Genomic DNA, 26,134 nt, shown 5'->3' with positions numbered 1-26,134 from the left:
CCTCCATAAAAAAACCCCCGGGAAATCGGGGGATTTTCGCTTATGCTTCTTTCGGCAGGACAATTCCTTTGTAAAGCTGTACCGTAATCCAATAGTAAAATGTGTAGATGACCAGGAAAATGCTGATCGGTACCCAAATGCCCACATACGGTTCTTCCAGGATAAACGAGAACATGTTCATCCCTACGAGAACGTGAACCAGACCGATCAGGGCAGGAAACACGAAGACGACGAACAGCTCCTTGTAAATCGAACCGACAAGCCATTCCTGGCGAACTCCGATTTTGCGAAGCATGCTGTAGCGGTCTTTGTCCCGGGTAGCCCCGGACAGGATTTTAAACATCAGGCAGCTAGCCATCATCGCCAAAAAGGCAATTCCGAGGAAGAAGCCCATGAACATCGTCCCGCTCGTAAAGGCATAGAGGCTGGCATATGTGGTGTATTTCGAATAAAGCTGGGGACCCTCGGCTCCAGTCTCATCAGCATACAACCGGGTTTGCCGCTCATCGATTTCTTTCAGCTCCTGCTTGTACTTTAAAAAGTCATCCACCTTGGCGAGCACGACCGAGCGCTCTTCTCCCTGGATACCGCTATACTTCGTTTGATCGACGATGCGGACTGCCTTGCCGTTGATCATCTCGTAGCTGTTGATAAATTCGCCCGTGACCGCTTCCTGCCAGTCAGGGGGCATCGACTCGATGTCCGGCCCCAGGTTTTCCTCAGGATGATCATACACGCTGTACACCTTGGACGGGAGAGACGTTGACACGCGCTTGACCCGGTTGTCCGGATCGTAGTCCTCCAATCCGATCGTGTTGATTAGCGGCGGATCCGCCAGCAAATCGTCCTTCAGGTAGTAAATCCCCGCATCATCCACCTTGTATCGGTACGTGTTTTGTTCCTCGACCGTCATTGCTTTCAAGGCTTCATAGTCTGCAGGCACAGGCTTGTGAATAATGACGTCATAGACTTTTCCCATTTCCGCCATCAGGCTCACGTTTTTCTGAAAAGCCATGCCCCCAGCCATTGCCCCAACGCCGAGCGCGATCAGCATCGCTACCGTTCCGAGCACCTTTGTCAGGTTGTTTACGCGAAAGCGAAGCTGCGCGAATGTGAAAGCATTTAGTTTACGCTCATTCCACACCCGATTCTTTTTCAACGCATTTACAAACACCGGCAGCAGGGTGATGAAAATCAAATAGGTTCCAATGGTGGTAGCTGATGCCGCGATGAAGAGTCCGATTTCCCTGAGCTCTTCCATATGGACAAGCGCATAATAACCTGCTGCGAGTCCGGCAAGGCCGATCAGTGCAAGCAGAACCGTAGCGAAGCCCTTTCGCTGTACCCTGTCATTTTGCTGTTCGGCCCGGATGAGGTCCAGCTCTGTCGTACGGGCCAGCTTGATTGCATTGACCGATGACGTCAGCAGAAAGAGCACCAAAAAGAACCCGCACGTCATCATGATCGAAGGGAGATAGAAGGGCTGGTAGCCTTCAAGCGAGATATCGAGCTGCTTCATCAGCAGGCTCCCTACCCCGCTCGCCAGCCCTGCTCCCGCGATGGTGCCGATGACCAGGGAAATGATCCCGAGCACAAGCGTTTCCAAAAACAGGATTTGGCTGATCTTCCTCTTCTTCGCGCCCAATATCATATACATCCCGAGTTCTTTGCGTCTGAGCGACAGCAAGAACGAGTTGGCGTAAAAGATATAGAAGAAGGTAATGAACGCCAGCAAAACAGAGCCTACATTAAAAACGAGCTGGATCGAACTGATCACCGAATTTTGTTTCGTAAAGTCACCATTCAGCGCCAGCGTCTGGAACATGTAAAAGATCGTAATCGAGATGACCAGACCGATCAGGAGAACCAGATAGTCCTTCATCATTTTTCGCATACTTGAAAGCGAAAGCTTCAACAGCATGTGCATTCCCTCCTAGCGCACATCATGCGATGCACCCAGCTCGGCAAGTACATCCAGGATTTGCTTGAAGAATTGCTGACGGTCTTGTGTCCGGTGAATTTCCGTATACAATTTTCCGTCCTGAATAAAGAGAATGCGCCTGCAATAGCTTGCACTGAAAGCGTCGTGCGTGACCATCATGATCGACACGCCGTGGTTCTCGTTCAGATCGGTCATCGTCTCCAGCAAGCTTTTCGCGTTTTTGGAGTCAAGCGAACCGGTCGGCTCATCAGCCAGCAGAATGGCCGGATCATGCACCAGCGCACGTGCGGCCGCAGCCCGCTGCTTCTGCCCGCCGGAAATCTGGACCGGGTACTTCTGCAATATCTCCTGAATCCCCAGCGTTTGCGCCACCTTGTGCACCTTGGGGGCAATCTCGCTCGAAGAGACGCCTTGCAGCGACAGGGGCAGGGCGATATTTTCATACACCGTCAAGTTTTCCAGCAGGTTGAAGTCCTGAAAAATGAAGCCTAGCTTTTGCGAACGGAAGTCCGCAAGCTGATTCTGTTTCATCTGGGTGATGTCCGTTCCGGCGATCTGAATGAATCCGTCCGTGGGGCGATCCAGTGTGGAAATGACATTCAGCAGCGTCGTTTTTCCGGAGCCGGAAGGACCCATGATTCCGACAAATTCGCCTTCCTGGATAGTCAGCGATACTCCTTTCAACGCATGCGACTGACTTTCTCCTCGATTTCCGTATATTTTTTGAACGTCTCTGACTTCAAGTACAGATGCTTTCACATTTATTCCTCCCAAGCTTATTCCCGAAACTCAAATGGCAGTCGGTTTGCTTCTCGTTGTATTAACTGTAACCAGTTTCCAGACAAGTAGCTATTGATCTACCTTACATTTTGCTTTCGGTTTTGTAAGGAAAACTTTGTTCGAGCTTGGGTGGAGAGATGAAAAAGGAGAAAACCGCTTAAAGTACGGTGGGACACCTGCTCGAGGGTTGTACTGGCCGGCTGCATTCCAAAAGCGGAACCGCGTCCAAAAGCAGCCGGTTCCCGGTGCTTTTCAAAGGTTGGACTCTTAAAAGAGTGTTCCGCTTTTTCCATTTCGCCTAGGTAGGTGTCCCAAAGACTTTCGCGTTTTTCTCCTTTTTCATCTCTATCGCTTTTCGTGTTTTTCTTGCTTTGTTTTAAAGATTATTTCTTTTGTTTTGGGTTTTTTAGCATCCTTGGCTTTGATATCTTTGGCATTTTTGGCTTTGGCATCTTTGGCGCCTTCGCCCTCGGAATCTTCGGCATCTTCTTCTTTGGCACCTTCGGCCATCGGCTTGGGTCAACATACCGGAGCATCGAGTGAAAGAGCTCCCCCCACTGTTGCTCATTTAGAGAAGACACCGCTTGATTCCGCTCCAGTCTCAACGCTTTTACCACATGCTTGATTTGGGAAGGGGTAAAAATTCCCTGTAAGGCCGCAAAGACAGGCGCTTGCGGCTGCTGGAGGATATAAGTGGCCAACGCCATAAACCTTGCATGAGCTTGCAGTGGAACCAATGGACTTTGCTTTCTGAAGATCGTTACTATTGCTGACTCGACCTTTGGGGGCGGTGAGAAATGGTCTGGCGATACTGTCCGGACGAGCCTGAGATCAAACCACATCCGCCATTTCAGGATTCGTGGATTCGTAATCCGCACACTGGTAAACCGTTTGGCCGCCCCTTTTTCCATGATGAGCACGGCTCTCTGCAACGGAACAGCAGGGTCGTCCAGAAGCTTCCCGAGTATCGGCGTGGTGATGGAGAATGGAATATTGGCCACGACACTGAACGGACTTTTGGGAAGGTTGAACTGTAAAAAATCTTGCCTGTTCATCCGAATATTCGCTACTCCTTGCATCTTATCGAGCAGCTTCTCGGCAAAAACCGGATCGTTCTCCACAGCGATGACTCTTGCCGCTCTTTTTGCCAACGGGAATGTTATCGCCCCTTTGCCGGCGCCGATGTCTATTACCGTATCATTCGGCGTTATCTTCGCCATGTCGATCATGTCTTTGCTCAATTGTTTATTAATCAACAAATGTTGTGCAGAGAAGTTTGAGGAGATCCGGGATTTTCCCCTGGATGTCCGTCTATTTTTGGGCATAAAAAGCACCTCATTCATTCGTAGTAGGGAATGAAAAAGGCACAGCACAAATAAACCTGGACCATTTCTAAAAAAATGGACAGGTTATACATGTTCTGTACCTTACATTACCTTGTACGCATGAATGCGATGCAACACATAAAATCGGGTCCTCCCTAATGGGAATTCATAAAGGATGTACATCTATCGGTTAGCAACATCGTTCTACATGAGTGCAGTTTTTTCGGGGCGCACTCAAGTTATAGAGTAACTTACGGGAAAGAACAAGTCTATTCTTTCCTTTGAATTCCCGATTTATTTTCTATGCTGCTTCCGCGGGCCAGCAATCTTGCATATCACTGTGCAAAAAAGGGTGCGTGTAGAAATCTTCAGGGTTTCACTGATCCGCTGCTGCTGTTGGCTCCTGATCGGACCGCCCGTTTTGGTGAAGCGGCAAAAAGCTCAAGTATGTCAGGCTTGAGCTTTTTGTCATGCTGTTTGGAGCTTGTTGTTCAGACTTTTCCCGGCCGCTTACACATGGGCCCTTCGATTTCTGATCTCTTCCCTCGCACGGTCATTCATTCGGGCCGGACTCCATCTTGGCTCAAAAACGAGGTTGACATGAACGTTCCCTACCCCTGGAATGCTTTTGGCTTTGGCTTCCACATTGCTGACGATCATATCGCGAAGCGGGCATTCGGGAATGGTCAACGTCATAGTGACAGTCACATTGTTTTCCTCATCGACCGCAATGTCGTATACCAGGCCCAGATCGACAATGTTCACACCTACTTCCGGATCGATCACTTCTTCGAGCTCTGCCCAGAGCTTTTCTGTTACATCCATCATTCCATCCCCCTTCATGAGGATAGGTTTTCCTTTGTCGCCCTGTTTATTGCATTGGCCGCGCGATTCCATATCCATATGCTTCAAGCCGTAGCATTCCCGCAAATAAAAAGAGGCTGCCCCGCCAGCAGTACAACTACTTGCGAGACAGCCCCAAGCAGGCTTATGGTTTATTGATGTCCGTTTGAATGTGCGTAATTCCGTTACATGTTGCGCATGGAACGGGTTCTTCTGTAGAGCCACGCTCCAAGAACAATGAGGCCGGCTCCCGCCAACTGAAGCGGGAGGTGGCTCTCTTCTCCAGTCTTCGGCAGGACCTTTTTGGCTGCCTTGTCCGGATGGATGCCGCCAGTTGGAACATCTCCATCTACCTCATACAGCATTTCCTCTTCATTGCCGTCTTTATCTTTGACAATAATCGAGAACGAATCTTTTTGTTTTTTACCGCCGTTAGGCGTGTATACCCATTTGCCGCTCGGATCGACTGTGACAGTACCATGCTTAGGCTGTTTGCCGATGGTTGCCGTTCCGCCTTCTGGCACTTTCACCGAGCCGACAGGCTTGTCTACTTTCTCAACGGGCTTCGTTGGACTCGTAGGCACGCTCGGGCTTGGGGTAGTTGGCTCCGGATCTACCGGTGTCACCGGCGCTGGATCTACAGGTTTTTCCGGTGTTGGTTCTACCGGAGTTGGCGTGACAGGCACTTCCGGCATGGAAGGCTCGCCAGGCTTGGACGGCTTGGACGGAACGCCCGGTATTTCTGGTTTCTCTTCAGGCTCGTCCCGATCCGGTCTGTCCGGCTTGTCCTTGCCTGGTTTCTCAGGCTTTTCCGGTTTCTCCGGGTCTACCGGCGGATTCGGCGGATCAACCGGTGGGTTTGGCGGGTCTACCGGTGGATTCGGTGGATCTACCGGAGGATTTGGCGGGTCTACTGGTGGATTGGGTGGGTCTACCGGTGGCGTTCCACCGCCGCCTCCGCCAGAGTAGCGGACGTTCCCGATCGTTACGGTTGTAATCTCATTCTTTTTAATCTCGAATTCAGTTAGTCTGTCTTTGATGACATAACCGCTGGGTGCTCGTGTTTCCTCGAAATAATAAAGGCCAGGTCTGAGATCTGGAACGTGCAATTCACCGTTTTTGTCCGTGGACAGTCCGCTCAGGATCGGCTTCTTGTTCTCGTCCAACACTCTGAACTGCGCACCTTCCAGCTTGACGTCTGGTCGATTGGAATCGACTTTGGTCAGTGTTGCAGAACCCGGGATCAGCTTGTTCGTAAAGATTTTCTGTACGACTTCGCCTTCATTTACGATCTCGAACTCCAATGTTTCCTGACTGACCAGATAATCAGTTGGAGCTGTAATTTCGACAAATTGATACTTTCCTGCCTTCAGGTCTGGTATCACCAGTTTGCCATTTTCATCTGTTGAAAGGTTCGACTGCAGCGTTTTGCCGTCTGCATCGCGGAGCTCAAATACCGCTCCTGCCAGCGTAATGTTATGGTCAAACTCGTCTACCTTCACGAGTTCTACTGAACCGCGATTCGCAACATTCTTCATCGTCCATGGAATCACGGCAGTCTGATTTGGCCGAATCGTGAAAGGAATCGGTGTTTCATCCAGCTTGTACCCTTTCGGCGCACTTGTTTCGATTAACTGATAATCTCCAGGCTCCAATTTCGCGAGATAGAGCTCTCCGTTTGCGTCAGTTACAAGCGAAGTGTGGTCAGCAACGTCTTCAAACTTATCGCCGTTTTTCCGCTGGAGTTTGAAGACAGCGCCTTCGAGCTTCTTCTCGCCATCCTCCGAATCGACTTTCGTCAATTTAAAGCTCCAGTCGCCTTTTTGGTTTGTAACCGAAATTTCTTTGTCTTCTTTGAAAGCAATCAATTTGCCGCTTGCGTACGCTTCATCGACGAGATACCCAGATGGGGCCGATTTTTCTTTGAGTACATACTCTTTAAAGCTGTATTTTTTCTTTGTTACTGCTACTCCCTGTTCATCGGTTACAAGCGTTTCAAGCAGCATTTTGCCTGTCTTGTCATACAGTTCGAATGTGGCTCCTGCCAATAATTCACCTGATGCGGCATCCGTTTTCACGATTTTGATGAATGCTTTCCCAGCAGGGAACGCCCCTCCGCCAGCTCCTGACAAGCTGACTTTGATTCCACCTTGTCCACTGCCATCGTCAGCCAGGGACGTTCTTCCGGCAAAAGCGGCGCTGTTCTTGATGTATTCTCCATTTTCCGCGATGATGAACGACTTGTATTCCAAAATATAGGCGCTCTCAATCGGCTTTTTGAAGATCAATTCAAAGCTATGCTCCCCATCCGCTGGCGTAAGAACTTTCAGTTCGTAGTCCGCGGGATCGGCTGGTTCGCCTTTGCTCACTACCCCGTTGGCATCCACCACCGTCTGATAGAGCTGGAAGGATTCCGGAAGGAGCACTTGATTGTCAGACAGCTTGTCCGTTACTTTCGCACCGGCATCGATCCAGGACTGATTTCGATTCAGGTAAATGGTCCAGAACGCATTTTCTGCATCTGCCCCTGTTCCCTGCTTGCCTTGTTTAAGGATATACTCCCCACCATGCTTTGGCTTCACCGAAGCGGATTGGGCAAACAACGCCGGCCCGCCGCCATCGCTCATGGTTGCATCGTTCATGTATTCTGCCAAGACCTCATGGCCTTTCAGGCTCGTCTGGTACGTGATGCGATATGCAGAGTCGATGGGATCTTTAAACGTCAGTGCAAAGCCTTCGTGACCTTCACTGTTCTTCAGCCCGCCTTCAAACGAATACGCACTGCTCGGCAGCTCTTCTTTAACCTCTACCTGGTCGGCTCCACCCTGGAGGTTCAAACGATTCACCTTCAGGGATTCCTTGACAAATGTTTGCTCTCCCTGATAGAAATCCTTGATCACCGCCTGGTTAATCTCTTGCAGATTGTAGTTTACATCGATGATCCAGGTGATGGTTTTCGTTTTAGGGTTATACGTCCCCGTTTTATTCCCGTTGTTCTTGGTGTAACGGTCCGAGGAAACCGTTGCCGAATCTTCCCTCTCGTATGACACTCCGTTTTCAAGCCATGTCAGCTTTCCATGGTTGGTAATGTCATGGGCATTGAAGTAGTTCGGGTCAAACTTTGTCTTGTACTCGATGTCCACTTTCGTGCTGATCGGATGATTGAACTTGATCGTAAACCCTTCGCGATAATTGTTGATGGGCTCGATCGTGTAATCTGTCCCCTCTGTCAATCCGGAAATTTTCAGGCTATCTTTGTCAAGCTCAATCCCTTGGCCCTTGTAGTGGTCGGTGATGACAACTTCGTCCATTTGATAGTTGTCATAGTTCAGATACATCTTCCAGAGAATGGTCTTGGTGCTGTAGTTGATGTCCTCGTTTTTGGCGTCCTTCCAAAAGATGACCTGGTACATCCCTTTCGTTGCCTGTTTAGTCGTGCCATCGTACATCTCTGCCTTGTTCGTCACATTGACACTCTTGCGAACACGGTCCTTCGCTTTTGTGTCGTAAATGATTTCATAGGCAGACTGAACGCCGTTCGGAAAGTCCAGTTTAAAGCCGTTTGGAAGTGTATCGTCTATGATGTATTCATTAGAAGCCACTTGGTTTCCCCGGGTCGCCTTACCGTTTTCGTCGATGGTAACCTCGTAGACTTTCAGTGTGTCCTTGAGGAATTCCTGAGTCTGCTCAGTTTCAAAGGTATCGACAATCCAGGCACTTCCCGGTGCAATCACTTGCTCATTGTAATTGTACTCAATGGACCAAGTGAGGGTTTGTGTAGAAGACTTGTAATCAAGAGACTTTTTCGCGAGCGGTTCGCTGAATGCCACACTGACGGATGCTGAATCGTCCTTTGCGTACGAACCGCCCGTAACCGACACATTGTTGGTGTATGTCGTATTTTTGGCCTCAAGGATATTTGTTTTGTACTTGACGCGATACGCTTTATCGATATCTCCAAAGACCAGCTGGAACTGATTGCCGGAGACTGTTGGCTGTATCGTCACAGCACTTCCCTGCCTTACACTTCCGTCCAGCATGACCTCCAGCTCATATACCTCGACAGAAGAAGAAACGAGTTCAAGTCCGGCAGGTATGCTATCCTGGAAGGTCGCGCCTGTAATCTTTTGCTCGCCCTTGTTAAAATCGACAACCCAGTCGATCTCGCTTGGGTTCATTTTCTTGGCTGTTCCTTGCTTGTCCATTTCTTCCCGGATATTGGCTTTGAAATGAACGTTGATCGTTTCTCCGAACGGAAATTCGATCTGCTGCTTCGTTCCCCCGGAAAATTTGCTTTCGTCAAAGGTTCGCCAAACCTCAAACGTACCGACGAATTCGTCATTCTCCACATCTTCGCTAAAAGTGAAGGTAACGGTGCCTTCCGGTGTTACTTCAAATGTCCCTACGTCCCCCGTGAGAGGTCCATCCAAAAGTCGGTCTACCTTAAATTTGTCCGGCAGATCGAAGGTAAAAGTGTCGCCACCCTTATAGGTGTGCCCCTCCGGAAGATGCCAGTCGAAGATGATCTTTACCATTGATCCCTGATCAGGACGAATCTCGGTAATGTTATTACCTTCCTCATCCTTCATCACCACTTTTGTTATGATGTTCTCTGGTGATTTTTCGGGCTCTACAGGTGGTGCTGGGGGCGGTGGTGGCGGTGGCGGGTCTGGCACCGGATTCGTTCCGGTTCCTGGATTTTCCGTGCCTGGCTGCGGATTCTCCGTGCCTGGCTGCGGATTCTCCGTACCTGGCTGCGGATTCTCCGTGCCCGGCTGCGGATTCTCCGTGCCCGGCACTGGATTCTCCGCACCCGGCTCTGGATTCTCCGCACCCGGCTCCGGATTCTCCCCACCCGGCACTGGATTCTCCGCACCCGGCTCTGGATTCTCCGCACCCGGCTCTGGATTCTCCCCACCCGGCTCTGGATTCTCCCCACCCGGCTCTGGATTCTCCGCACCTGGCTCTGGATTCTCCGCGCCTGGTTCTTGATCCGTTCCCGGCTCGGACACCTCGCCACTTGTTGGGGCACCTTCTTCACTGGTGATTCCTGCGTTCATCGGTACTTCATTGGCACTGACAAACGCGGATGGCAAGAAGAGATTCACCAGCAAAGCGAATACTAAGTAAACAGATAAAAGCTTCTTTCGCTGCCACATCTTAACTACGTTCACCTCGCATGTTTAAATTGGCAAGGTCGTACGACTCTAGCAGCGATTACCCATATGAAGTTTTGATAATGCTGCCAGTCCCCTTTTCGCCGGGGAAGAAGAATATGACACCTTGCACAATCCTGAGAGCATGTTTTTTTCGTTGCTTCCTCCTCTCCATTGTTCTTTATTTGTAAGTGTCTAAAGCTGTTCTTTCTTGGTGGCGACTTACATCAAAATTTGTATGGTTTTGGCTGTTAAGCCACAAAACACACTATAAAAGATCACTCTGAATTTATTCTGAATAGGAGAAAACGAAAAGCCGCCCGCCTCTTTTATGAGAGGGAGCGGCTTCTGAGCAGTTCCTGCATCGTGTCCTAATACTGCTTTTCTATGACATATTCACTTTTATTCTTGATCATGGCCGGCTTTTTCGTTCCCTTTACCATAATCGAATCATATGTTGTATCGACCGTAATCCATTCGTTCGTCTCTTTCAAGTAAATCTCATTCCAGGCATGGTATTGCGGGATGTCGTTTTTCCGTCCCATCACCAGCTTGGCAGGAATCCCCTGGCTGCGCAGCATGGCGGCAAACAGCGATGCGTAATCGTAACAGATGCCTTGCCCTGCAGTCAATGTCGCATCTACCGAAGGGATGTATTCACTCGTAACTTGATTGGCTTTTGGGTAATCGTACTGGACGTTTTGGATCACATAATTGTAGATAGCTTGTACCTTTTCCTTGTCGGTCTTCAAGCCCTTGGTCAGCTCTCTGGCTTTTGCGGTCGCATTCGTCTTGTCGTTCCAGTAGATCATCTGGATCGGTTGCAGGAAAACGGCCTGCGGGCTTGATGCCGTCAGGTTCACTTCCTTGCTTTCTATCGAACGGTATTTATTGTTCGCAACGTGTTGCAGGAGTGTAATCGTATATTTGCCATCTCCTAGCTGTAGTGGGAAACGGTTGTTGTCTTTTACGCTATAATAGAAGTTCTGGTTGTCTTTCGTGATTTTTACTTTTTCATTGACTGGCTGTGCCGAATGATGGTGTTGAACTTTGACGATTCCATTATTGAGCTCGCTTACATCAATAAAGGAAGGAGCGGAGCTCGCCCACGCAGTCGCTGGAGCCGCCAGCAAACACATGCCTACCACTGTCATCGAAAGTCGTCGAAAAAACACAAAAAAACTCCCCTTTCGGTAGCTGGCTGCCATCTTGCATACACAAGGAAGGCCCTATAGCTTTGCGTCTCTAATTTTCATTAGATTTGCCATTATCGTTTGAAAGTTTTAAAATCAAATATACTAAAAAAATAATAGCATAACTTTACTAGAAAAGGGAGCCTCATCCTATCTTTTCTTGAAAAATATCAATCACTCTGTCATTTTTCCCCTAATAATCAGTCGGTGTGTCGGATTGTGCATCGGATGGCAGGTGATGAGCGTAATCTCCTTATCTTTTCCGTTCCCTTCCAAAACCCACACCTCTTCGGGCTTTACATACAATTTTTCTGTAACGGTATAGGAAAATTTGCTCTTGCCGTTGTCAACCTCGATCTTGTCTCCTGCAGCCATCTCATCCAATCGATTGAAATTTCGACCGTATGTAAAGTTTCTGTGTCCAGCGATGGCATAATTGCCGACTTCCCCGGCCCTCCCGGTGTTTTCGATGCTCGCAACCGTCGTTTTCATATTGTTATCTGATGCACCGTGCAAAATGGGCAGCATTAGACCAATCTTTTCAATCGTCAAAATACCTTCCATATTCTTATAGCTGCCAAAGTCCGGTGCCGGCTTTTTCCCGTTCTCCTTCTCGGTCGCAGCATCGGCACTTTCTATCGCTGTCTCGCTATCTTCTGTTGAGGAAGGAATTGCCGGTGCAGGATTTGATCCAGCGGCCTCTTCCCCATTGGAAATATTCTGCAAACTGTTTTGCCATTCCTCGACAAGCTTTTGCTGCCGGTAGTCCTGATACTCTTCAGCCAGTGTTGGATAGCTCAGCACAACGATTCCGGCCACGATCAGAAGCATTGATAACAGTCTCATTTTCATGGTTTGCCCGTCCCTGTCCGTTTTAGGTTTGATCCCCTTTTTTCCATTGTTCATACCACTCCGTCAGTTCCTTGCTGGGAGCAACATCGAATTCCTCTCTCAGCTTGGTCGAGATCAGCTTGAACTGCTTGCTCACCTCGCCTTGGTGGTTCAACATGGCGTATATCTTCATTAAATAGAAGTAGCCCTCTTCCATTACTGGAAACTTTTCACGTATCTTTTGATAAATCAAAATCGCCTCGGTATATTGTTCAACCGATACGTAATATTCAGCAATTTGCTTGACATGGTTCAACCAGAGCAACCGCAAGCGCTCCTGCTCGTACTCTGCCCACAAATACGGATGCTCCTCCAGAAAATCGCCTGTGTACTTGGCCATGATAGACAAGTGCTGTTCCAATGTCTCTTCTGTAACTTTGGGAGCATCTCGCACCAAGGCTTCCCATTCCTCAACATCCAGCTTCACATCTCCCCACACCAGTCGATACCCTTCATCCTTGTATTTAATCTCCAAATCGAAGCCAATGCTCTTAATCATTTTCCGAATCTGATAAATGGCCGTATGCAGCTGTGTCCTCGACCGGACTGAATCGTAATCAGGCCAGAGCAAATCTATCAAAACCTGCTTGCTCACTGTCTTATCCCGATAGTGTACCAGATACGCAAACAGCTCCTGCCCCTTCAGTGTTTTCCAGGGAAGATATTGTTCGTTGCCTTGTTGATCGAGATAATGCAAGCTTTGCAAGCAGCAGAGTGTCATATGTTTTTGGCTGCTGTAGCTGACCGAGGTCTTCCCGGCGGATTCTGCCACCCGTTGCAGGGTCACAGCCAATCTGCCCTGATGGACAGGCTTCAACAAATAGTCGAGTGCGTTCATTTCAAAGGCTTTCACGGCATACTCTTGAAAGGCGGTAACGAAAACAATGTGAAGTTGCGGCTGAATGTTCAACAAGTGCTCAGCCAATTCAAATCCATCCATATCGATCATCTGAATATCCAGGAACGCTACATCCAGTTTTTCTTGCTTCGCGGCCTCCAATGCGGCATGCGGATCTTGAAAAGACCCCATCAAGTGAATGGGAGTGTTCGCGTTCTGTTCCTTCAGGAGCTTTTCCATTCTTCTCAATGCAAGCCTCTCATCGTCTACGATAATCGCTTTCAAGCATATCTCTCCTATTTTGCTTCAGCTGTAACTATTTTTGGGACAACAGCCGCTAACAACTCTCCCATATTATTGTAGCAATAGGTCAATGAGATGTCCAAGCTGTATAAACCATTTTGGCGGTTGCTGGCTAAGGGGGATAAATGCTGCCGATCAAAACCAAGACACAAAAAAGCTACCGACCATGCAACAAGTCAGTAGCTTTTCCCGTCATTCGTCCCATTCAACGTAAATGCCTGAGATATCGCCGATATGTAAATCATGAATGATAACCCTGATAACCGGCTTCCCTTCGCTGGTCAACACATAGCCTCCCCAATCTTTGCCGCCATCCGCCTTGTACCCGGCGATATCGATTCCAAATATGCTTGCAATCAGCGGCTTAGTCACTGAGATCGCTTCTTCTTTCGAGTTTATTTTATATCGGTCCGTTACGTGGTCAACCTTGTATATTCGGGAGGATTTCGCACCGATCCGGACAGTATACCGCTCATTTTCATTCTTGAGTGTCCACACTTCTTCTACTTTACCCGAACGTTTATTGGCATGCGAAAATGAGAAGCTCTGCTTGCCCGTTAGGAGCATGAGCGCTTTTTGGGCCTGATACACATACTTTTTATCCACATCATCCAGCTTGTAATCCAGGGAGTAATTGGTCACTCTGTTTGTATTCACATCGACGCTGACGTATTGTTGATTTTCTAAATAAAATGACAGGTCTGTTCCTTCATCGCTTTTAAAGAAACGGGCTTGTTGAAAAACGACTTGTTGATTGGCCTCTTTGAATGCCTTTTGGGCGGTATCGACATATTTTTGATAACTCGTCGGCAACTCATTGACCGCACACTCTACCAAGATGGTACGAACTTTTGTCGTATTCGGGTAAAATGTCACAATGGCCTCTCGATCCGCTTTCCGGATAATATCGTAATCTCCATCTTTCTCAAACTCATCAAAGAGAATTTCCTTGTTGATTCCTGCCGATTTAATTGCCTTTTGGGCAGCCTCAACATAGGCCGGGTCGATAGAAGCATGACTCGCCGATGTTTCTACCGGAGTAGAGAATGGTTTCATCCAGATAACGAAAAACACCGCTGCGCATGCGACAAGCCCGTTCGCCACCCATACGTATTTTGCTCGCTTTTGCTGCTTGCTGATCTTTCTTCGCTCTTCGCGAATGTTCTCCAACATCACTTGTTTTCGCTCCCAAGAAAGTTTTTGATCAGGAAAACTCCTTAAATCCTCCCAGATTCTCTGTTCATCTCGTGACGGCATTTTTCATCGCCTCCATAACAGAAACTTGCCTGCTGCTCTGAACAGCTTTCATCGCCCGATGCATAGTGAGATTCACTTTGGCTTCGCTCCATCCCAATATCTCCGCAGTCTCCTTGCTGGACAATCCCTTGATCCCGCGCAATATCAACACATCTCTGTAAGAGGGTTTCAACTGATTGATGATGTCGTAGAGCATGCGCTTGTTCTCGCTCAACTCTAAAGACTCTTCGGGTGTCTTGTCCCGGGAAATAAGATGCTGCAGGAATGTTTCCGGCAGCAAGCTGATCAGTTTTTTTCTGCGCCTCTCATCAATGGCCGCATTTCTGGCAATGGCAAACAGCCATGTTTTCGGGTTTGCAATCTCTGTTTGCTGAGGTGATTTCAGGGCGCGAATAAAGGTCTCTTGTACAAGATCGTCTATATCCGTGCGTCCGGTATAGTAAACGAGAAAGCGATAAATATCGCTGCTGTATGCCAGAAACCATTGCTCGATACGTGCGCCGACATTATCATCCAACTGGGTTCCACCTCCTTGTCACTGTATAGACGGAGGGCCTTCCGACTATCTTTCACTTTTATCGTAAATTTTTTTGGCTTTTCCTATTGCTGAGTTTTTCTTAGCTTCTTTTCAACAGCTTCCTGTTTATATGGCAATAGCAATGACACTGACAGACGATAAAGCTATTGCAACAAAAAAGACACCTGCCCGAATCATAAGCCCCCCAATCGCAAGACCTGTGTTCAACAATTGGAGACCTGTTCATTCGAGTGGTATCTTCTGGATTTTGGTATACGATAAGATCGATGTGAACCGCGTCTATAGATATTTTATCCGTAGAATGCACTGCTGGGTGTACGGGACCGTACGCTTGCCTTCAATTCGGCCAACCCGACTTTTTGGACCTCGTACCGAATGTCCGCTCCTTCCTCTCGCTCTACCGCTGCCGAAACCATATACCCTTCCAAAGGTGCACATGTATAATAGGAAAACGGCTGCTCGTCGACTCTGCCCCGGGCAAGCGGCACGGAAAAAGACAGAGGCGGCAGCGAGAAGCCTTTCCCAAGCGCCTTCATCACTGCTTCCTTTCTCGTCCAAACCTGATAAAATGCCTCTCGCTTCATGGAAGGTGTCTCTTGCTGCTCGACGTAGGCTATTTCCTCTGGCACGAAAACAGTCCGCATTACTTCAAAACAGCAATCCTTTTTGACCGCTTCGACGTCGATCCCCGTCTTCTCGATCTCGGAAAAGGCGCATACCAGCATTCTACCTGAATGGGACAAATTAAAAAACAACGGTCGCTTGATGCTACCCGCCACGTGGCGGCTGTCCAGGAACAACTTCCCGTACTCATTTTTGATAAACCTGACTTCTTCCGGGAGGACTCCCCTTTTTTGTCCGATCATGCTCTTGAGCAGCATCCGTCCAAGCAAAAACTCTACTTTTTTGAAATCGACGAGATATCTCTCATACACCGTTCTTTCTTCTTGGTCCAGTACTTCCAAACAGCTCTTCAGATGTGCAGGCTGCATTTCTTCATCGACATGAAGCCAATAGATTTCAACCCTCTTTTCCATTGGTTCCCGACTTCCTTCACGATAGTTTGCATGTAGAAACGTTCTTTATCTGAAACGGCTTTGCCTCCTTAACCCGGCAATTATCCGCATCCATGAAAAAAAGGGGGAGGCCCCCCTTCTTTCTGCGATCATTTTGACAATTGTGCGCCCTTTTGCTTTTCAATAAAGGCCACAATGCTGTTAATCGTTTTAAACGTGTCTGTATTGACAGCACCAATGTCCAGATCATATTCCTTTTTGATCAGATTGATGAACATCAGAACATCCATGGAATCAAGGCCATAGGGCGAGTCGGGACCAAACAATGGCTGATCATCCTTCACTTCTTCCAAAGAAACGTTCAATTTATATGTTTCCAAAAATTTTTCTCTTACCGTTTGTTTAATCATAACCCATTCTCCTTTACTCGTTTTTTGTATATTGCAAACATAGTGAACCCCATAAAAATCCGGCGCCAATGGCGGATATCACCAGATAATCCCCTGGTTTAATGGCTTTTTCCTCCAAAGATTTATGCAGAGCGGAAAAAATGGAAGCAGCCCCCGTATTTCCATAGTCCTGAATGGTTACGGTCGTTTTCTCCATCGGCACGTCCAATGCCGCCATCGTTTTCTTGATGATATTCAGGTTGGCTTGATGCAGAATAAAGTGATCAATATCCGATACTTGCAATCCGGCCTTATGCACGGCATTTTTAATCGAAAGGGGCAAGTTTCGGGTGGCCGTCTTCCAGACCTCTCTGCCGTTCATCCTGATAAAATGGCTGGTTTTGAGGTCTGCTCCCTCTGGCATCCGTGCAGTACCTCCGCCGTGCAGGGTGACTGCCAGATTTAAATAGGAATCTAGATCCCATGCCAGCAATCCGCTGCCTTCACCTGTTTTTTGAAGGAGGATCGCTCCGGCAGCGTCCCCAAAAAACGTCTTGGTAATCCGGTCCGTCGGATCGATGTATCGCGACAGGACTTCTGCCCCGATAACCAGCACATTGTTGATGAACTGATTCTGCAAAAGATGGGAAGCAAAGAGGATGGAGTAAATGCCTCCTGCACAAGCTCCCTGCGTTAAATCAAAGGGAATCGCGTTTTTTGCACCTATTTTTTCCTTGACGATCAGCGCGGTAGAAGGAATCTGTTGATCCGGAGTCGTGGTACACAGGACAATCGCATCGATATCCTCACTAGTAATGCCTGCATCACTTATCGCATCTAAGCTGGCATGGACGCACATATCAGATGTGGCCATATCGCTTTGCAAGTACCTGCGCTCGCGAATCCCGGTTTTATCCTGAATCCATTCGTCAGTCGTGTCCAAGGTTCGCGTGAGCATTTCGTTTGTCACAATGTCTTCTGGTACGTAAAAGCCTGATCCTTGAATGCTAAAGGAAGTAGCCAGCCCACTTTGGTTGACAGTGGATGGCTTCGTTAACGTTCCCGTCTTCATTCACACCAGCTCCTTTGCGGGAAAATCCCCATGTAGTCTTTTTATGGGATCGGGTACGTCATCAAGCGACACAATCGCTTCGATCACGACGATTTGATTTTTCTCATACGCTTCCAGAGCTTGCACAACAACATGTGTGATCTCTTCGCTTTTTTGCAGCGGTATCACTGTCAAATGTGGATGAAGAGTGTCGATCATCTGCAAGGTCTGGTTTAAAAATCGGGGGTTCCCCTGTCTTCCCGTATTGATATGCTGGAATTCAAGCCACCCGTACCCGCCGTTTTTCAACACGACATAGATGAGTGGAATCTGGTACGTTAACGCTGTTGGCAGATCGCTTCGGAACAGGTTGAATGCGCCATCTCCTACGAATGCAACGACAGTCTGCCGCGGCTTGGCCTTGGCTACCCCGATGGCGGCAGATGCCCCAAAGCCCAGGCTTGTCTGTTCACTCGGGACAAAAGCATTTTGCTCTTTGCCAAGCCCGAGATACGGAAAGAAATAAGACCACATGTCCTGCAACCCGTTTTCATGCACATAGATGCTGTTGGAAGGAAGGCGGGCTTGCAGTTCATCGAGAATATCCGCGATTCTCAACCGGGAGGAATCTCGCTGCCTTTCCGCCTTTTCCAAAAACATGTCTCGCTTGCAGCCCTCTATCTCCGCTCGCCATTGGCGATTAGCCGGCTGCTCCCGAACTTGCGCGAGGAGCTCATTTGCGACTGCTTCCACATCACCAACCATGTACATGCTGCTGTAGTCCAGATGAAAATGCTCTTCGTTTAGATTCACTTGAATGCTGTCTATGGCCTGGAGCTTCTCCTCCCAGCCAAACAGAGCCGTTTCCTCCAGCTTGCTGCCCATGGCAATCACCAGATCCGCCTCGTGCAATAGCGTTTTGACACGCCGGTGCAGATACAGCCCCGCCAGCCCGCAAAAGAGCGGATGTTCTTCATCAAAACTGCCTCTGCCTGAAGCAGTGACAAGAACCAGAGCTCCCAATCGTTCGGCGAGTGCTTCCAGGACGCCGCGGGTTTTGATCCGTTTGCATCCTCCGCCCAGCAATAACACCGGCTTTTTGGCAAGCATGATCTTTTCGCAAGCCCGCTTGATGCCAGATGGTTCTGGCAACGGCCTTAAGACAGAAAGAGGAAAAAAGTTCAGCTTTGCCTCATCAAGCAGCTGGCTGCCAATATCTTCGGGAATCTCGACGTATACCGGACCGGGTGTTCCTTGTTCAGCCATAAATATCGCTTTTCGCAAGACCCATCCGATCGCGTCTTTGTTCTCCAAGCGATAACTCCATTTCACCAGTGGGGAAACGAACGCCATTTGGTCTGCTTCTTGAAATGCTTTTTGGTTTCCATAGGAGCGCGTTGGAGTGCCTGATGAAATGATCAACAGCGGGCAGCTTTGGGAGTTTGCCTCCAACAAGCCTGTGATCGCGTTGGAAACGGCAGGGCCTTTTCCCACGATGCAAACGCCCGTTTTTTGCGAGGCTAATGCGTAGCCTGTCGCCATAAACACGGCGTTGCGCTGATCCTTGGCAACCAAAAATTCAATCCCGCAATCCTCGATGGCATTCATCATGTAAAGCTCGTCATTGGGAAGCCCAAACACCAATTCCACTCCATACGCTCGCAGTCCCTGCGCTATTGCGTCGTATACACTGATTTGGTTCATTGGTCACCTCGTTGCCAATATTCATGCAAGATTTGCGAAATCAAAATGGGTTTAATGATCAATTCCCCCTGGTAGTACACAAAGTTGGCCATGGGACCGTAGCCTCCGAAGGGAGCGTTGCCATTTTCAATATCAAACAGTGTTTCATTGACGGAAACGGTATGTTTTTTCCGAAGAAGCTCAATGATCGGGCTGTCTGATCGGCCGTAGAAGGTAGCCCCCAATGCTCTTTCCACAAAATACTCCTGGGTTACGATCCGTTTTACATCCTCTTCCTCGCTATAGATGACTACATTAAATACCGGCGAAAAAAACTCGAGGATTTTCAATTTCTCTGCAATTGTGCTTACGAGAACTGTCGGCTGAATGATCCTATCCCGGTAATCGATCCTCCCCCCGTACACAATATTTTCGCTGTATTGGGTCAGATGCTGACCTACCATTTCCAGCGTTCCGGTATAGTGTATGGGACCGTATGCCGCGTCCTTGTCCACATTGCTGCCGTATTTGAGCGCGTCCAGCTTCTCTGTCAATAAAGACAGAAACGAATCCTTTATGGTTTCCGGAACATAAATGACATCCGGTCCCATGCAGTCTTGTCCTGTGTTGTACAAACGGGCTTGGATGAGATCGTGAACCGCTTTTTCCAATTCAGCCGTTTCGGATATGATAAAAGGATTGATTCCCTGACCAAAAAAGATAAACATTTGCGTTTTGGCCAATTGGAATTTGATGCTTTCCGCATTTTGATACGTACCGGTAAACACGACGACATCTGCATGCAAGACGGACGCTTTCATATATTCTCTGTGGGAGAGTTCCAATAGTTTCAATGGCAACTGGTGTATGTTTTGCAGCAAATGATGAAGTTTCCTTACTTGGGGAAGCACCGAAGCAGAACTCCGAAATTCAATACTCTCGGTATACAGCGAGGGAATCAGCAAATACAAAACGTAAGAATACAGAATAACATTTGAAGGCATAAATACGGACATTCGATTGATGAGGGGAGGCCGATTGTTGTGCACCTCGTTGAAGGCATTTTTCAAAGCCCCCAATGATGCTTGAATCTCCAGTTCCGCCGTCTGGTACGTCGAGATTTCCGTCAGGATCTCTCTGATCATTTCCGGATTGGACTCGATGAAATGAATGCAGCGGATGATCGCTTCTCTGCGCTGGCCAAGCGGGATAGACAGCTCCAGGTCTACTGTTGTACCATGCACTTCCCTTCCTCCTCTCTAGCGTTCTTCCATTGAATTGCCTGATTTTGCAATGCCACAAAATCAACCTTTCCGTTTGGACGATAGGGAAAAGCGGGCAAAAACATGATTTTGTCCGGTTTTAAAATAGATCCGAGTGCCTCATTGATCGCATTCTCGATCTGCTGCGTAAATGGTTGCCGGGTTTCAACGAAAAGGATCATGTATGCGCCCTTTTTCTCATCCTGAAGAGATACAACTCTCGCCCGCAGCTTCAGTTCATTCTCCAGCCTGGTCTCGATATGCGCCGGGTAGATGACATAGCCTTTGCGGACAATTTCATTTCCCTTTCTCCCCAAAACATGCAGATTTCCGCGTTCATCCAGGTATCCCAAATCGTTGGTTTTGAACCAACCATCGGCCAACACTTCTTCCGTCTTTTCAGACAAATGAAGATACTCTTTCATGACGCCTGGACTATTGACATAGATTTCGCCTGTTTCCCCTGATGGAAGCTCATTTCCCCTGTTGTCCACTACTTTGATCTTCACGCTGGGCAGCGGTTTTCCGCAGCCATCCCGATAATCTCCCGTGTTTAGAGCGACATTGCCGACTTCGGACAAACCATATCCGTCCAGCAACGGCTGTTTTATCAAGTCGTAAAAGCTTACAGCCAATTCCTCGGATAGCGGCGCCCCGCCCACACACCACATGCGAACCGCGGAATCCCTTACTTTTGCACACAGCTTTTCCCGCTTTTTGCACATTTGGGTCAGCATATAATAGGTCGAAGGAATGCCGTCTACAACGGTAACTCCTCTTTCCGTTACTGCTTTCAGAACGGTGCGGATGTTTTTGTAATTGCATAAAATCAAGTCGCATCCCGCAAACCACCAGATGAAAACGATCGACAATCCGTAAAAATGCGTAAACGGGATAAGGGGCAGCAGCACGTCCTCGCTTTTGTATTTCATGACTTCCATGCTTTCCTCCAGGTTGGAAAGAAAAGAATGGCCGGACTTTACAATCCCCTTTGGCTTGCCGGTCGAACCGGACGTATAAAGGATGAGGGCATCTTCTCTTGTTGACCAAGTCGAAAATGACAGTTCGCTGGCTGGATTCCCTCCCCCGTCTCTCACGATTTCCGAAAGCAGAAACGTCCTGATCGGATCCGATAGCAGCAAAGGACGGTCGGAAATGCATATTCGACTCTCTGAATCCAGGGCAATTTCATTGATTTCCCGCGCATCTGCCATACAATCAACCAAAGCAATGGAGCAGCCTATTTCAACCAGGGCGAAAAAGGCGACTAAAAATTCATAGGAGTTCTCGGCTGTGACGATTACCCTGTCCTCATCAGTGATATGACTGCCTCTCAATTGGGCGACACAGCTTTGTACATCCCCCAAAAACCTTTCCTTTGAGCAGCTTGTCTCATCCGACTTTATAATATGAGCCATGGATTGCACCTCATGAAATTCCCACCTGATGCATGACGGTGTCAGGCGATATTCCAATCGTTTCAAATTCGTATTTCAACAACTGTGTAAACAAATTCCGTGGACCAACCACATACGCGGTCTCGATATGCTCTTGCTTCATGGATTTGCTGACGAGATCCCACCTGACGGGATGGTCGTAGCCATCCAGAAGCATTTGCTTCAGCTCTTCGGATTGTTTGTAAATATGTCCGTCAACATCGGAAATAATAGGGACTTGCAGCGGCTTGAAGACAACCTGGCTATAGAATTTGTCCCGCAGCTGGTGCTTGAGCTCCGTCAGCAATCGGCTGTGAATGGGCTGTTTCATCGTATGTAACGAAAAGCACTTGCTTCTTTGATTGATGACTTCCTTTAGAGATTGGACAACGCTTTTCTCGCCACATAAGCAAACGACTTTTTCCAGATGCCCGACCAACTCCAGCTCCATTCCCTTTGCTTGGAAGTCGTTTATTAACTCCTCCGTCTCCTCAAGGGACAAATTGAAAATAAAATGAGTGTGATACTCCGCATCCATTTGCTGGAAGTAGGTTTTTGAATGTTTTGCGCTTTCGTGTGTCAGCCACAAACATTCCCCAAAGGTCAAGCCGCCTGACTGAACGGCAACGGACATGCCGCCAAAACTTGCTCCAATCGAATAATCCGGGTGCAAACCGTATCGTTCGTAAAAATAATCGAGCAAAGCAATCGAGTTCGCCAAAAAGGCGGATTCAATCACTTCGTGCTGGTCTTCTGTCGCCTCTCGAAACGCCTCGGCCAAGGAGTACCCGATGATGTCGCTTGCTTCTTGGAAACGCTTTTTCGCAAACGGGTTTGTTTCAATAAAATCCTTCACTTCTTCATAGCTTGAAGGAGCTAGACCGGGCAATACCAATCCAATCATGTACGGGCCTCCTTACTTCTGCTTTGCTGTCAGGGCTGCTTCAACATCATGACTGTCCAGCAGCTTCTGAACGGCAAATGGTATATCCGTGAATCCCAAAGATTTGTGAATAAAGTTTCCGGGACCGAGCATGATTACTTTTTCCACACCCTTACTCCACAATTGCTGCAGGCATTTATACCAGCAGACACTGTTGGTATATTGCTCTGTCAGTTCGGTTGCCAGGCCGGCAGCATCGGAAATTTCCTCGGCATTCACATTGCTGATCAAGGGAACGTCGGGAGAGCGGAAGGTAATATGCGGCAGCACCTCTTTTTCCATACGCATCCTGACGTTTTGAAGAAGTGAGCAATGTCCAGGCGGGCCATACGGAATCGTGACACCCAGACCACCGTAAGGACTTATTTTTTGGTGAAGCAGCTCCAAGCTCTCCTGATCACCGTTCACGATCATTTGCGTGGCGTTTACCGTCACACAGGGCTCGACAAATCTGCCCATCGCTGTAAGCTCTTGGATCGATTGCTCCAGAATAGCGATATCAATGTTGTAGAAGAAGTAGACGCCGTATCGCTTGTCAGGAAACTCCTCTTCCTCCATTTCACACATCCTTTTCAGCATGCGAAGCGTTTCCGGGAAGGGCAATCCCCCTGCGCAATGAATAGCCGTTACTTGACCCAGGCTTGGACCGAGGAAGTACGCCGGCTGCCCGATCTCCTCCCGCAGCAATTCAAACAGAGCCGTGCTGATTGTGACGATGCTGGGCCTGGCAATCACGCCGAAATTCGTCATCGCTTCACTCTCAAAAAAGAATTTGGCGGCAAGATCGACTCCCATAATTTCGCTTGCCTCTTCAAACTTGGCCCTTACGCTGGGAAAGCTCTCGTAAAGGTCCAAAAAGCTCCCCTGCTTCAATTTCACCAAAGGCGGAAAGATCAGTGCCGTTTTCATTGTTTCTCACGCTCCTTCTTTACATAAAGCCTCCATCGACGACTAGCGTTTGCCCAGTTATATAGCTGGCCTTGTCCGATGCTAGAAAGGAAACCGCCTCTGCTACTTCTTTGGCAGTTCCCAGCCTTCCCATGGCAATGCGCTTCCTGAAATTGTTCATCTGGTCTTCAGGAATGCGATCCACCATGCCTGTATCTTCCGTATAGCCGGGAGCAACCGCATTCACTCTCACGTTGTACGGGGCGTACTCTTTCCCCAATGAACGCGTCAGCCCGACAACCCCTGCTTTACTCGCGCTATACGCGCTTAAACGATCCACCCCGATCAAGCCAGCGACCGATGCGATGTTGACGATTGCTCCTTTTTGTTCCAGCAGCATGTGAAAAGAAACGGCGTGGATGCAATTGATGGTCCCCATGACATTGATCTGGACGATTTCCTCCCATTTTTCGAGAGGATTGCTCGGAATCAGCGCCCCTCCGTAGCTGACTCCCGCGTTGTTTACAAGAACGTCTATTCTTCCAAATTGCCCAATGATTTCTTTCACGGCATCCTGTACTTGCTGTCTGTCAATTACGTCGAGTTTGACGAATGAAACTGCCTCATTGCCGGTTTTCGCCTTAATCTCTTCAACTGCTTGGGCAGCTTCCTCCAATGAACTCCTGTATCCCAAGATGACCTGATCTCCGGACTCGGCGAAATGCTCTGCAATCGCCTTGCCAAGACTCTTCGAAGCGCCGGTTACAAGCACGACATTTTTTTTAGCTTCCAACCTTCTCACCTTGCCTCAACAAATTTGGCAAACACACTTCCTTCCAATACCCTTGAAGATACTCGTACAGCTCCTCCCGGATTTGCTGCTTTTCGCTTTTCGGAATCATATCTTCTGGTTGCGGCTCACCGTAACTGTAGTATTCCTCGCGCAAAATGGATGAAATAACCGCGTCATGGTATTCTCCATCCAAAAAGAAGTAATCGCGCAGGATCCCTTCAATCACCACTTTGTTCTTGATCAAAAAGCGGATGGATCTCATGTTGAATAAACCGTTAATGAATTGAATCTTATGCGCATTTTTAAAGTGGAACAGGTAGTCCATGAGCAATACCGAAGCTTCCGCACCGTAGCCCATGTCCCATAATTCCGGATCTCCTATCACGCCGCCTAGCATGTAGCTCCCCTCGTATCTCAGCGTTTGCCAAGATACGAACCCGATTTTTTTCCCGTCGTGGGTTACCACTGTGGCGTAGCGTGTATTTCCGTTTGCGATATCTCTTCTGACCTCTTCCTCAGTCACAAAGTCTTGCCCCCCTCTTGCCAACGCACTGACTTTGGATGGGCAAACCCATTGAGAGAAGAGCTTGTAATCTTCTTCTTCGAGAGCTTGCAATCTAACGAAATTACCCCTCATCGATTCTTCTCCTCCGCTTTAGAGTCGTATCTTCATCATAAACAAGCAACCCGGAGAGTGCCCCCGTAATTCCCGCAAAGTATGAACAGCTCTGCCATTTTTCATGACAGAGCTGTTCATCGTCGGCACCGCTACTTTGCGAAACCTGTTAAAGTATTCGTTTATTCAATATTTGTCTAAACAAATTGGCTTTTGTCATTTTCACAGCTAACCCTACCCTGCTTTTTACCCCTAATTTTTGCATGCATGCAGCAATATGGTACTCCACCGTTCTTTTGCTGAGATAGAGCGTGTCTGCTATTTGCTGATTGGTTCTGTCATTCGCCAATTCCTCAGCCACACGAAGTTCCATTTCTGTCAACGTTTCCGGCAAATGGAGATCCATCTCGATATCATCTTCGATCCCTTCTCTTCCCCAGCTAGAAAAGAGAGATTCCATGAACTCACTGGAAAAATAGCAGCTTCCTCTTTCCACAGCATTGATCGCGATCATTAGTTCACTGGGGCAGTCCTTCATCAAGATGGCTTGTGCGCCTTGTATATATTTTACGTAGTGCTTATATTTATTGCTCAGCAGGATAATCGTCCGAGTGTGCTTATTTTTTAAATGGAACGAGAGATTATCCTTCGTGAGACTCAAAATGACCAAATCGAATTTTTCCAAAAAAACGGGATCCGAGAGCAAATATTCATTGTTCAAAAAATGGCAGTCATATCTATTTTCGGACAGTAAATTTGAATAAAATGGCTGTTTTCCTTCTCTCTCATCTACGATTAAGATGTTTCGGACACCCATTCTTTATTCACCTCTACTTGATTGTAGCTAGTAATCTGATGTCGGTTCCGCAAACAGGTGTTTGCTGAAACAACGGGAATAATTGAAGCGAATTTACTAGTATTTTTTTCCTACCCATCTTATTCCTCCCATTTTTGAAAAATTATACTTCAAATATACGGGAGAATTCTGTTA

General features: G+C 48.1%; 21 protein-coding genes and 1 riboswitch. All 21 genes read right to left on the bottom strand.

From position 1 onward, the window contains the following. Positions 1-40: 40 nt before the first annotated feature. On the bottom strand, positions 41-1,921 hold the full coding sequence (locus NST37_RS04130) for an ABC transporter permease (RefSeq protein ID WP_339186326.1): 1,881 nt from the start codon (positions 1,919-1,921) through the stop codon (positions 41-43). A 12-nt stretch (positions 1,922-1,933) separates the two neighbouring features. Beyond that, positions 1,934-2,701 (bottom strand): ABC transporter ATP-binding protein, encoded by a 768-nt coding sequence (locus NST37_RS04125; protein ID WP_003389331.1) that lies wholly within the window; start codon positions 2,699-2,701, stop codon positions 1,934-1,936. A gap of 404 nt (positions 2,702-3,105) precedes the next feature. Continuing rightward, positions 3,106-4,047, bottom strand: coding sequence for a 23S ribosomal RNA methyltransferase Erm (gene erm / locus NST37_RS04120; RefSeq protein ID WP_031932074.1), 942 nt, complete (start codon positions 4,045-4,047; stop codon positions 3,106-3,108). Between the two features lie 510 nt (positions 4,048-4,557). Beyond that, positions 4,558-4,875: a metal-sulfur cluster assembly factor gene (locus tag NST37_RS04115; RefSeq protein WP_311067788.1), complete on the bottom strand. Its 318-nt coding sequence runs from the start codon at positions 4,873-4,875 to the stop codon at positions 4,558-4,560. 200 nt (positions 4,876-5,075) lie between these two features. Next, a complete protein-coding gene (locus tag NST37_RS04110; protein WP_339186324.1) occupies positions 5,076-10,049 on the bottom strand; it encodes a collagen binding domain-containing protein in 4,974 nt (1,657 codons plus the stop codon). A 368-nt stretch (positions 10,050-10,417) separates the two neighbouring features. Beyond that, a complete protein-coding gene (locus NST37_RS04105; protein ID WP_339186322.1) occupies positions 10,418-11,221 on the bottom strand; it encodes a transglutaminase-like domain-containing protein in 804 nt (267 codons plus the stop codon). Positions 11,222-11,235: 14 nt separating this feature from the next. Continuing rightward, a riboswitch (cyclic di-GMP riboswitch) is annotated at positions 11,236-11,322 on the bottom strand. Positions 11,323-11,413: 91 nt separating this feature from the next. Next, positions 11,414-12,091 (bottom strand): class D sortase, encoded by a 678-nt coding sequence (locus NST37_RS04100; RefSeq protein ID WP_031932071.1) that lies wholly within the window; start codon positions 12,089-12,091, stop codon positions 11,414-11,416. Positions 12,092-12,113: 22 nt separating this feature from the next. Next, the gene (locus NST37_RS04095; RefSeq protein ID WP_003389338.1) at positions 12,114-13,253 is read right to left on the bottom strand and encodes a response regulator; all 1,140 of its coding nucleotides are present in this window, start codon (positions 13,251-13,253) and stop codon (positions 12,114-12,116) included. A 210-nt stretch (positions 13,254-13,463) separates the two neighbouring features. Continuing rightward, a complete protein-coding gene (locus NST37_RS04090) occupies positions 13,464-14,444 on the bottom strand; it encodes a hypothetical protein (RefSeq protein WP_238986200.1) in 981 nt (326 codons plus the stop codon). 67 nt (positions 14,445-14,511) lie between these two features. Beyond that, positions 14,512-15,045 carry an RNA polymerase sigma factor gene (locus tag NST37_RS04085; RefSeq protein WP_003389340.1) on the bottom strand — a complete coding sequence of 178 codons (534 nt, stop codon included), beginning with the start codon at positions 15,043-15,045 and terminating at the stop codon, positions 14,512-14,514. A 311-nt stretch (positions 15,046-15,356) separates the two neighbouring features. Continuing rightward, positions 15,357-16,103 carry a 4'-phosphopantetheinyl transferase superfamily protein gene (locus NST37_RS04080; protein WP_024984245.1) on the bottom strand — a complete coding sequence of 249 codons (747 nt, stop codon included), beginning with the start codon at positions 16,101-16,103 and terminating at the stop codon, positions 15,357-15,359. Between the two features lie 128 nt (positions 16,104-16,231). After that, on the bottom strand, positions 16,232-16,492 hold the full coding sequence (locus NST37_RS04075; RefSeq protein ID WP_003389343.1) for an acyl carrier protein: 261 nt from the start codon (positions 16,490-16,492) through the stop codon (positions 16,232-16,234). A 13-nt stretch (positions 16,493-16,505) separates the two neighbouring features. Beyond that, positions 16,506-17,543 carry a ketoacyl-ACP synthase III gene (locus NST37_RS04070; protein WP_024984244.1) on the bottom strand — a complete coding sequence of 346 codons (1,038 nt, stop codon included), beginning with the start codon at positions 17,541-17,543 and terminating at the stop codon, positions 16,506-16,508. Continuing rightward, complete coding sequence (locus tag NST37_RS04065; protein ID WP_339186321.1) at positions 17,544-19,226, bottom strand: thiamine pyrophosphate-binding protein; 1,683 nt, start codon at positions 19,224-19,226, stop codon at positions 17,544-17,546. Then, positions 19,223-20,449 (bottom strand): aldehyde dehydrogenase family protein, encoded by a 1,227-nt coding sequence (locus tag NST37_RS04060; RefSeq protein ID WP_003389346.1) that lies wholly within the window; start codon positions 20,447-20,449, stop codon positions 19,223-19,225. The genes NST37_RS04065 and NST37_RS04060 overlap by 4 nt, the downstream gene beginning before the upstream one ends. Continuing rightward, positions 20,431-21,885 (bottom strand): class I adenylate-forming enzyme family protein, encoded by a 1,455-nt coding sequence (locus NST37_RS04055; RefSeq protein WP_003389347.1) that lies wholly within the window; start codon positions 21,883-21,885, stop codon positions 20,431-20,433. The genes NST37_RS04060 and NST37_RS04055 overlap by 19 nt, the downstream gene beginning before the upstream one ends. A 10-nt stretch (positions 21,886-21,895) precedes the next feature. Further along, on the bottom strand, positions 21,896-22,807 hold the full coding sequence (locus NST37_RS04050) for a hypothetical protein (RefSeq protein ID WP_024984243.1): 912 nt from the start codon (positions 22,805-22,807) through the stop codon (positions 21,896-21,898). Between the two features lie 12 nt (positions 22,808-22,819). Then, positions 22,820-23,755: an ACP S-malonyltransferase gene (locus tag NST37_RS04045; protein WP_031932066.1), complete on the bottom strand. Its 936-nt coding sequence runs from the start codon at positions 23,753-23,755 to the stop codon at positions 22,820-22,822. Between the two features lie 19 nt (positions 23,756-23,774). Beyond that, on the bottom strand, positions 23,775-24,536 hold the full coding sequence (locus NST37_RS04040; RefSeq protein ID WP_231504325.1) for a 3-oxoacyl-ACP reductase family protein: 762 nt from the start codon (positions 24,534-24,536) through the stop codon (positions 23,775-23,777). After that, positions 24,517-25,164, bottom strand: a complete 648-nt coding sequence (locus NST37_RS04035; protein WP_024984241.1) for a GNAT family protein — start codon at positions 25,162-25,164, stop codon at positions 24,517-24,519. The genes NST37_RS04040 and NST37_RS04035 overlap by 20 nt, the downstream gene beginning before the upstream one ends. 148 nt (positions 25,165-25,312) lie before the next feature. Continuing rightward, positions 25,313-25,960 (bottom strand): response regulator transcription factor, encoded by a 648-nt coding sequence (locus NST37_RS04030; protein ID WP_003389352.1) that lies wholly within the window; start codon positions 25,958-25,960, stop codon positions 25,313-25,315. Positions 25,961-26,134: the final 174 nt, after the last annotated feature.

Origin of the sequence: Brevibacillus sp. FSL K6-6036 (genome assembly GCF_037964015.1) — a bacterium.
In the GTDB taxonomy this organism is placed as follows: domain Bacteria; phylum Bacillota; class Bacilli; order Brevibacillales; family Brevibacillaceae; genus Brevibacillus; species Brevibacillus borstelensis.
The sequence above is the reverse complement of the archived record's forward strand: the minus strand, read 5'-3'. Positions and strand labels throughout refer to the sequence as shown.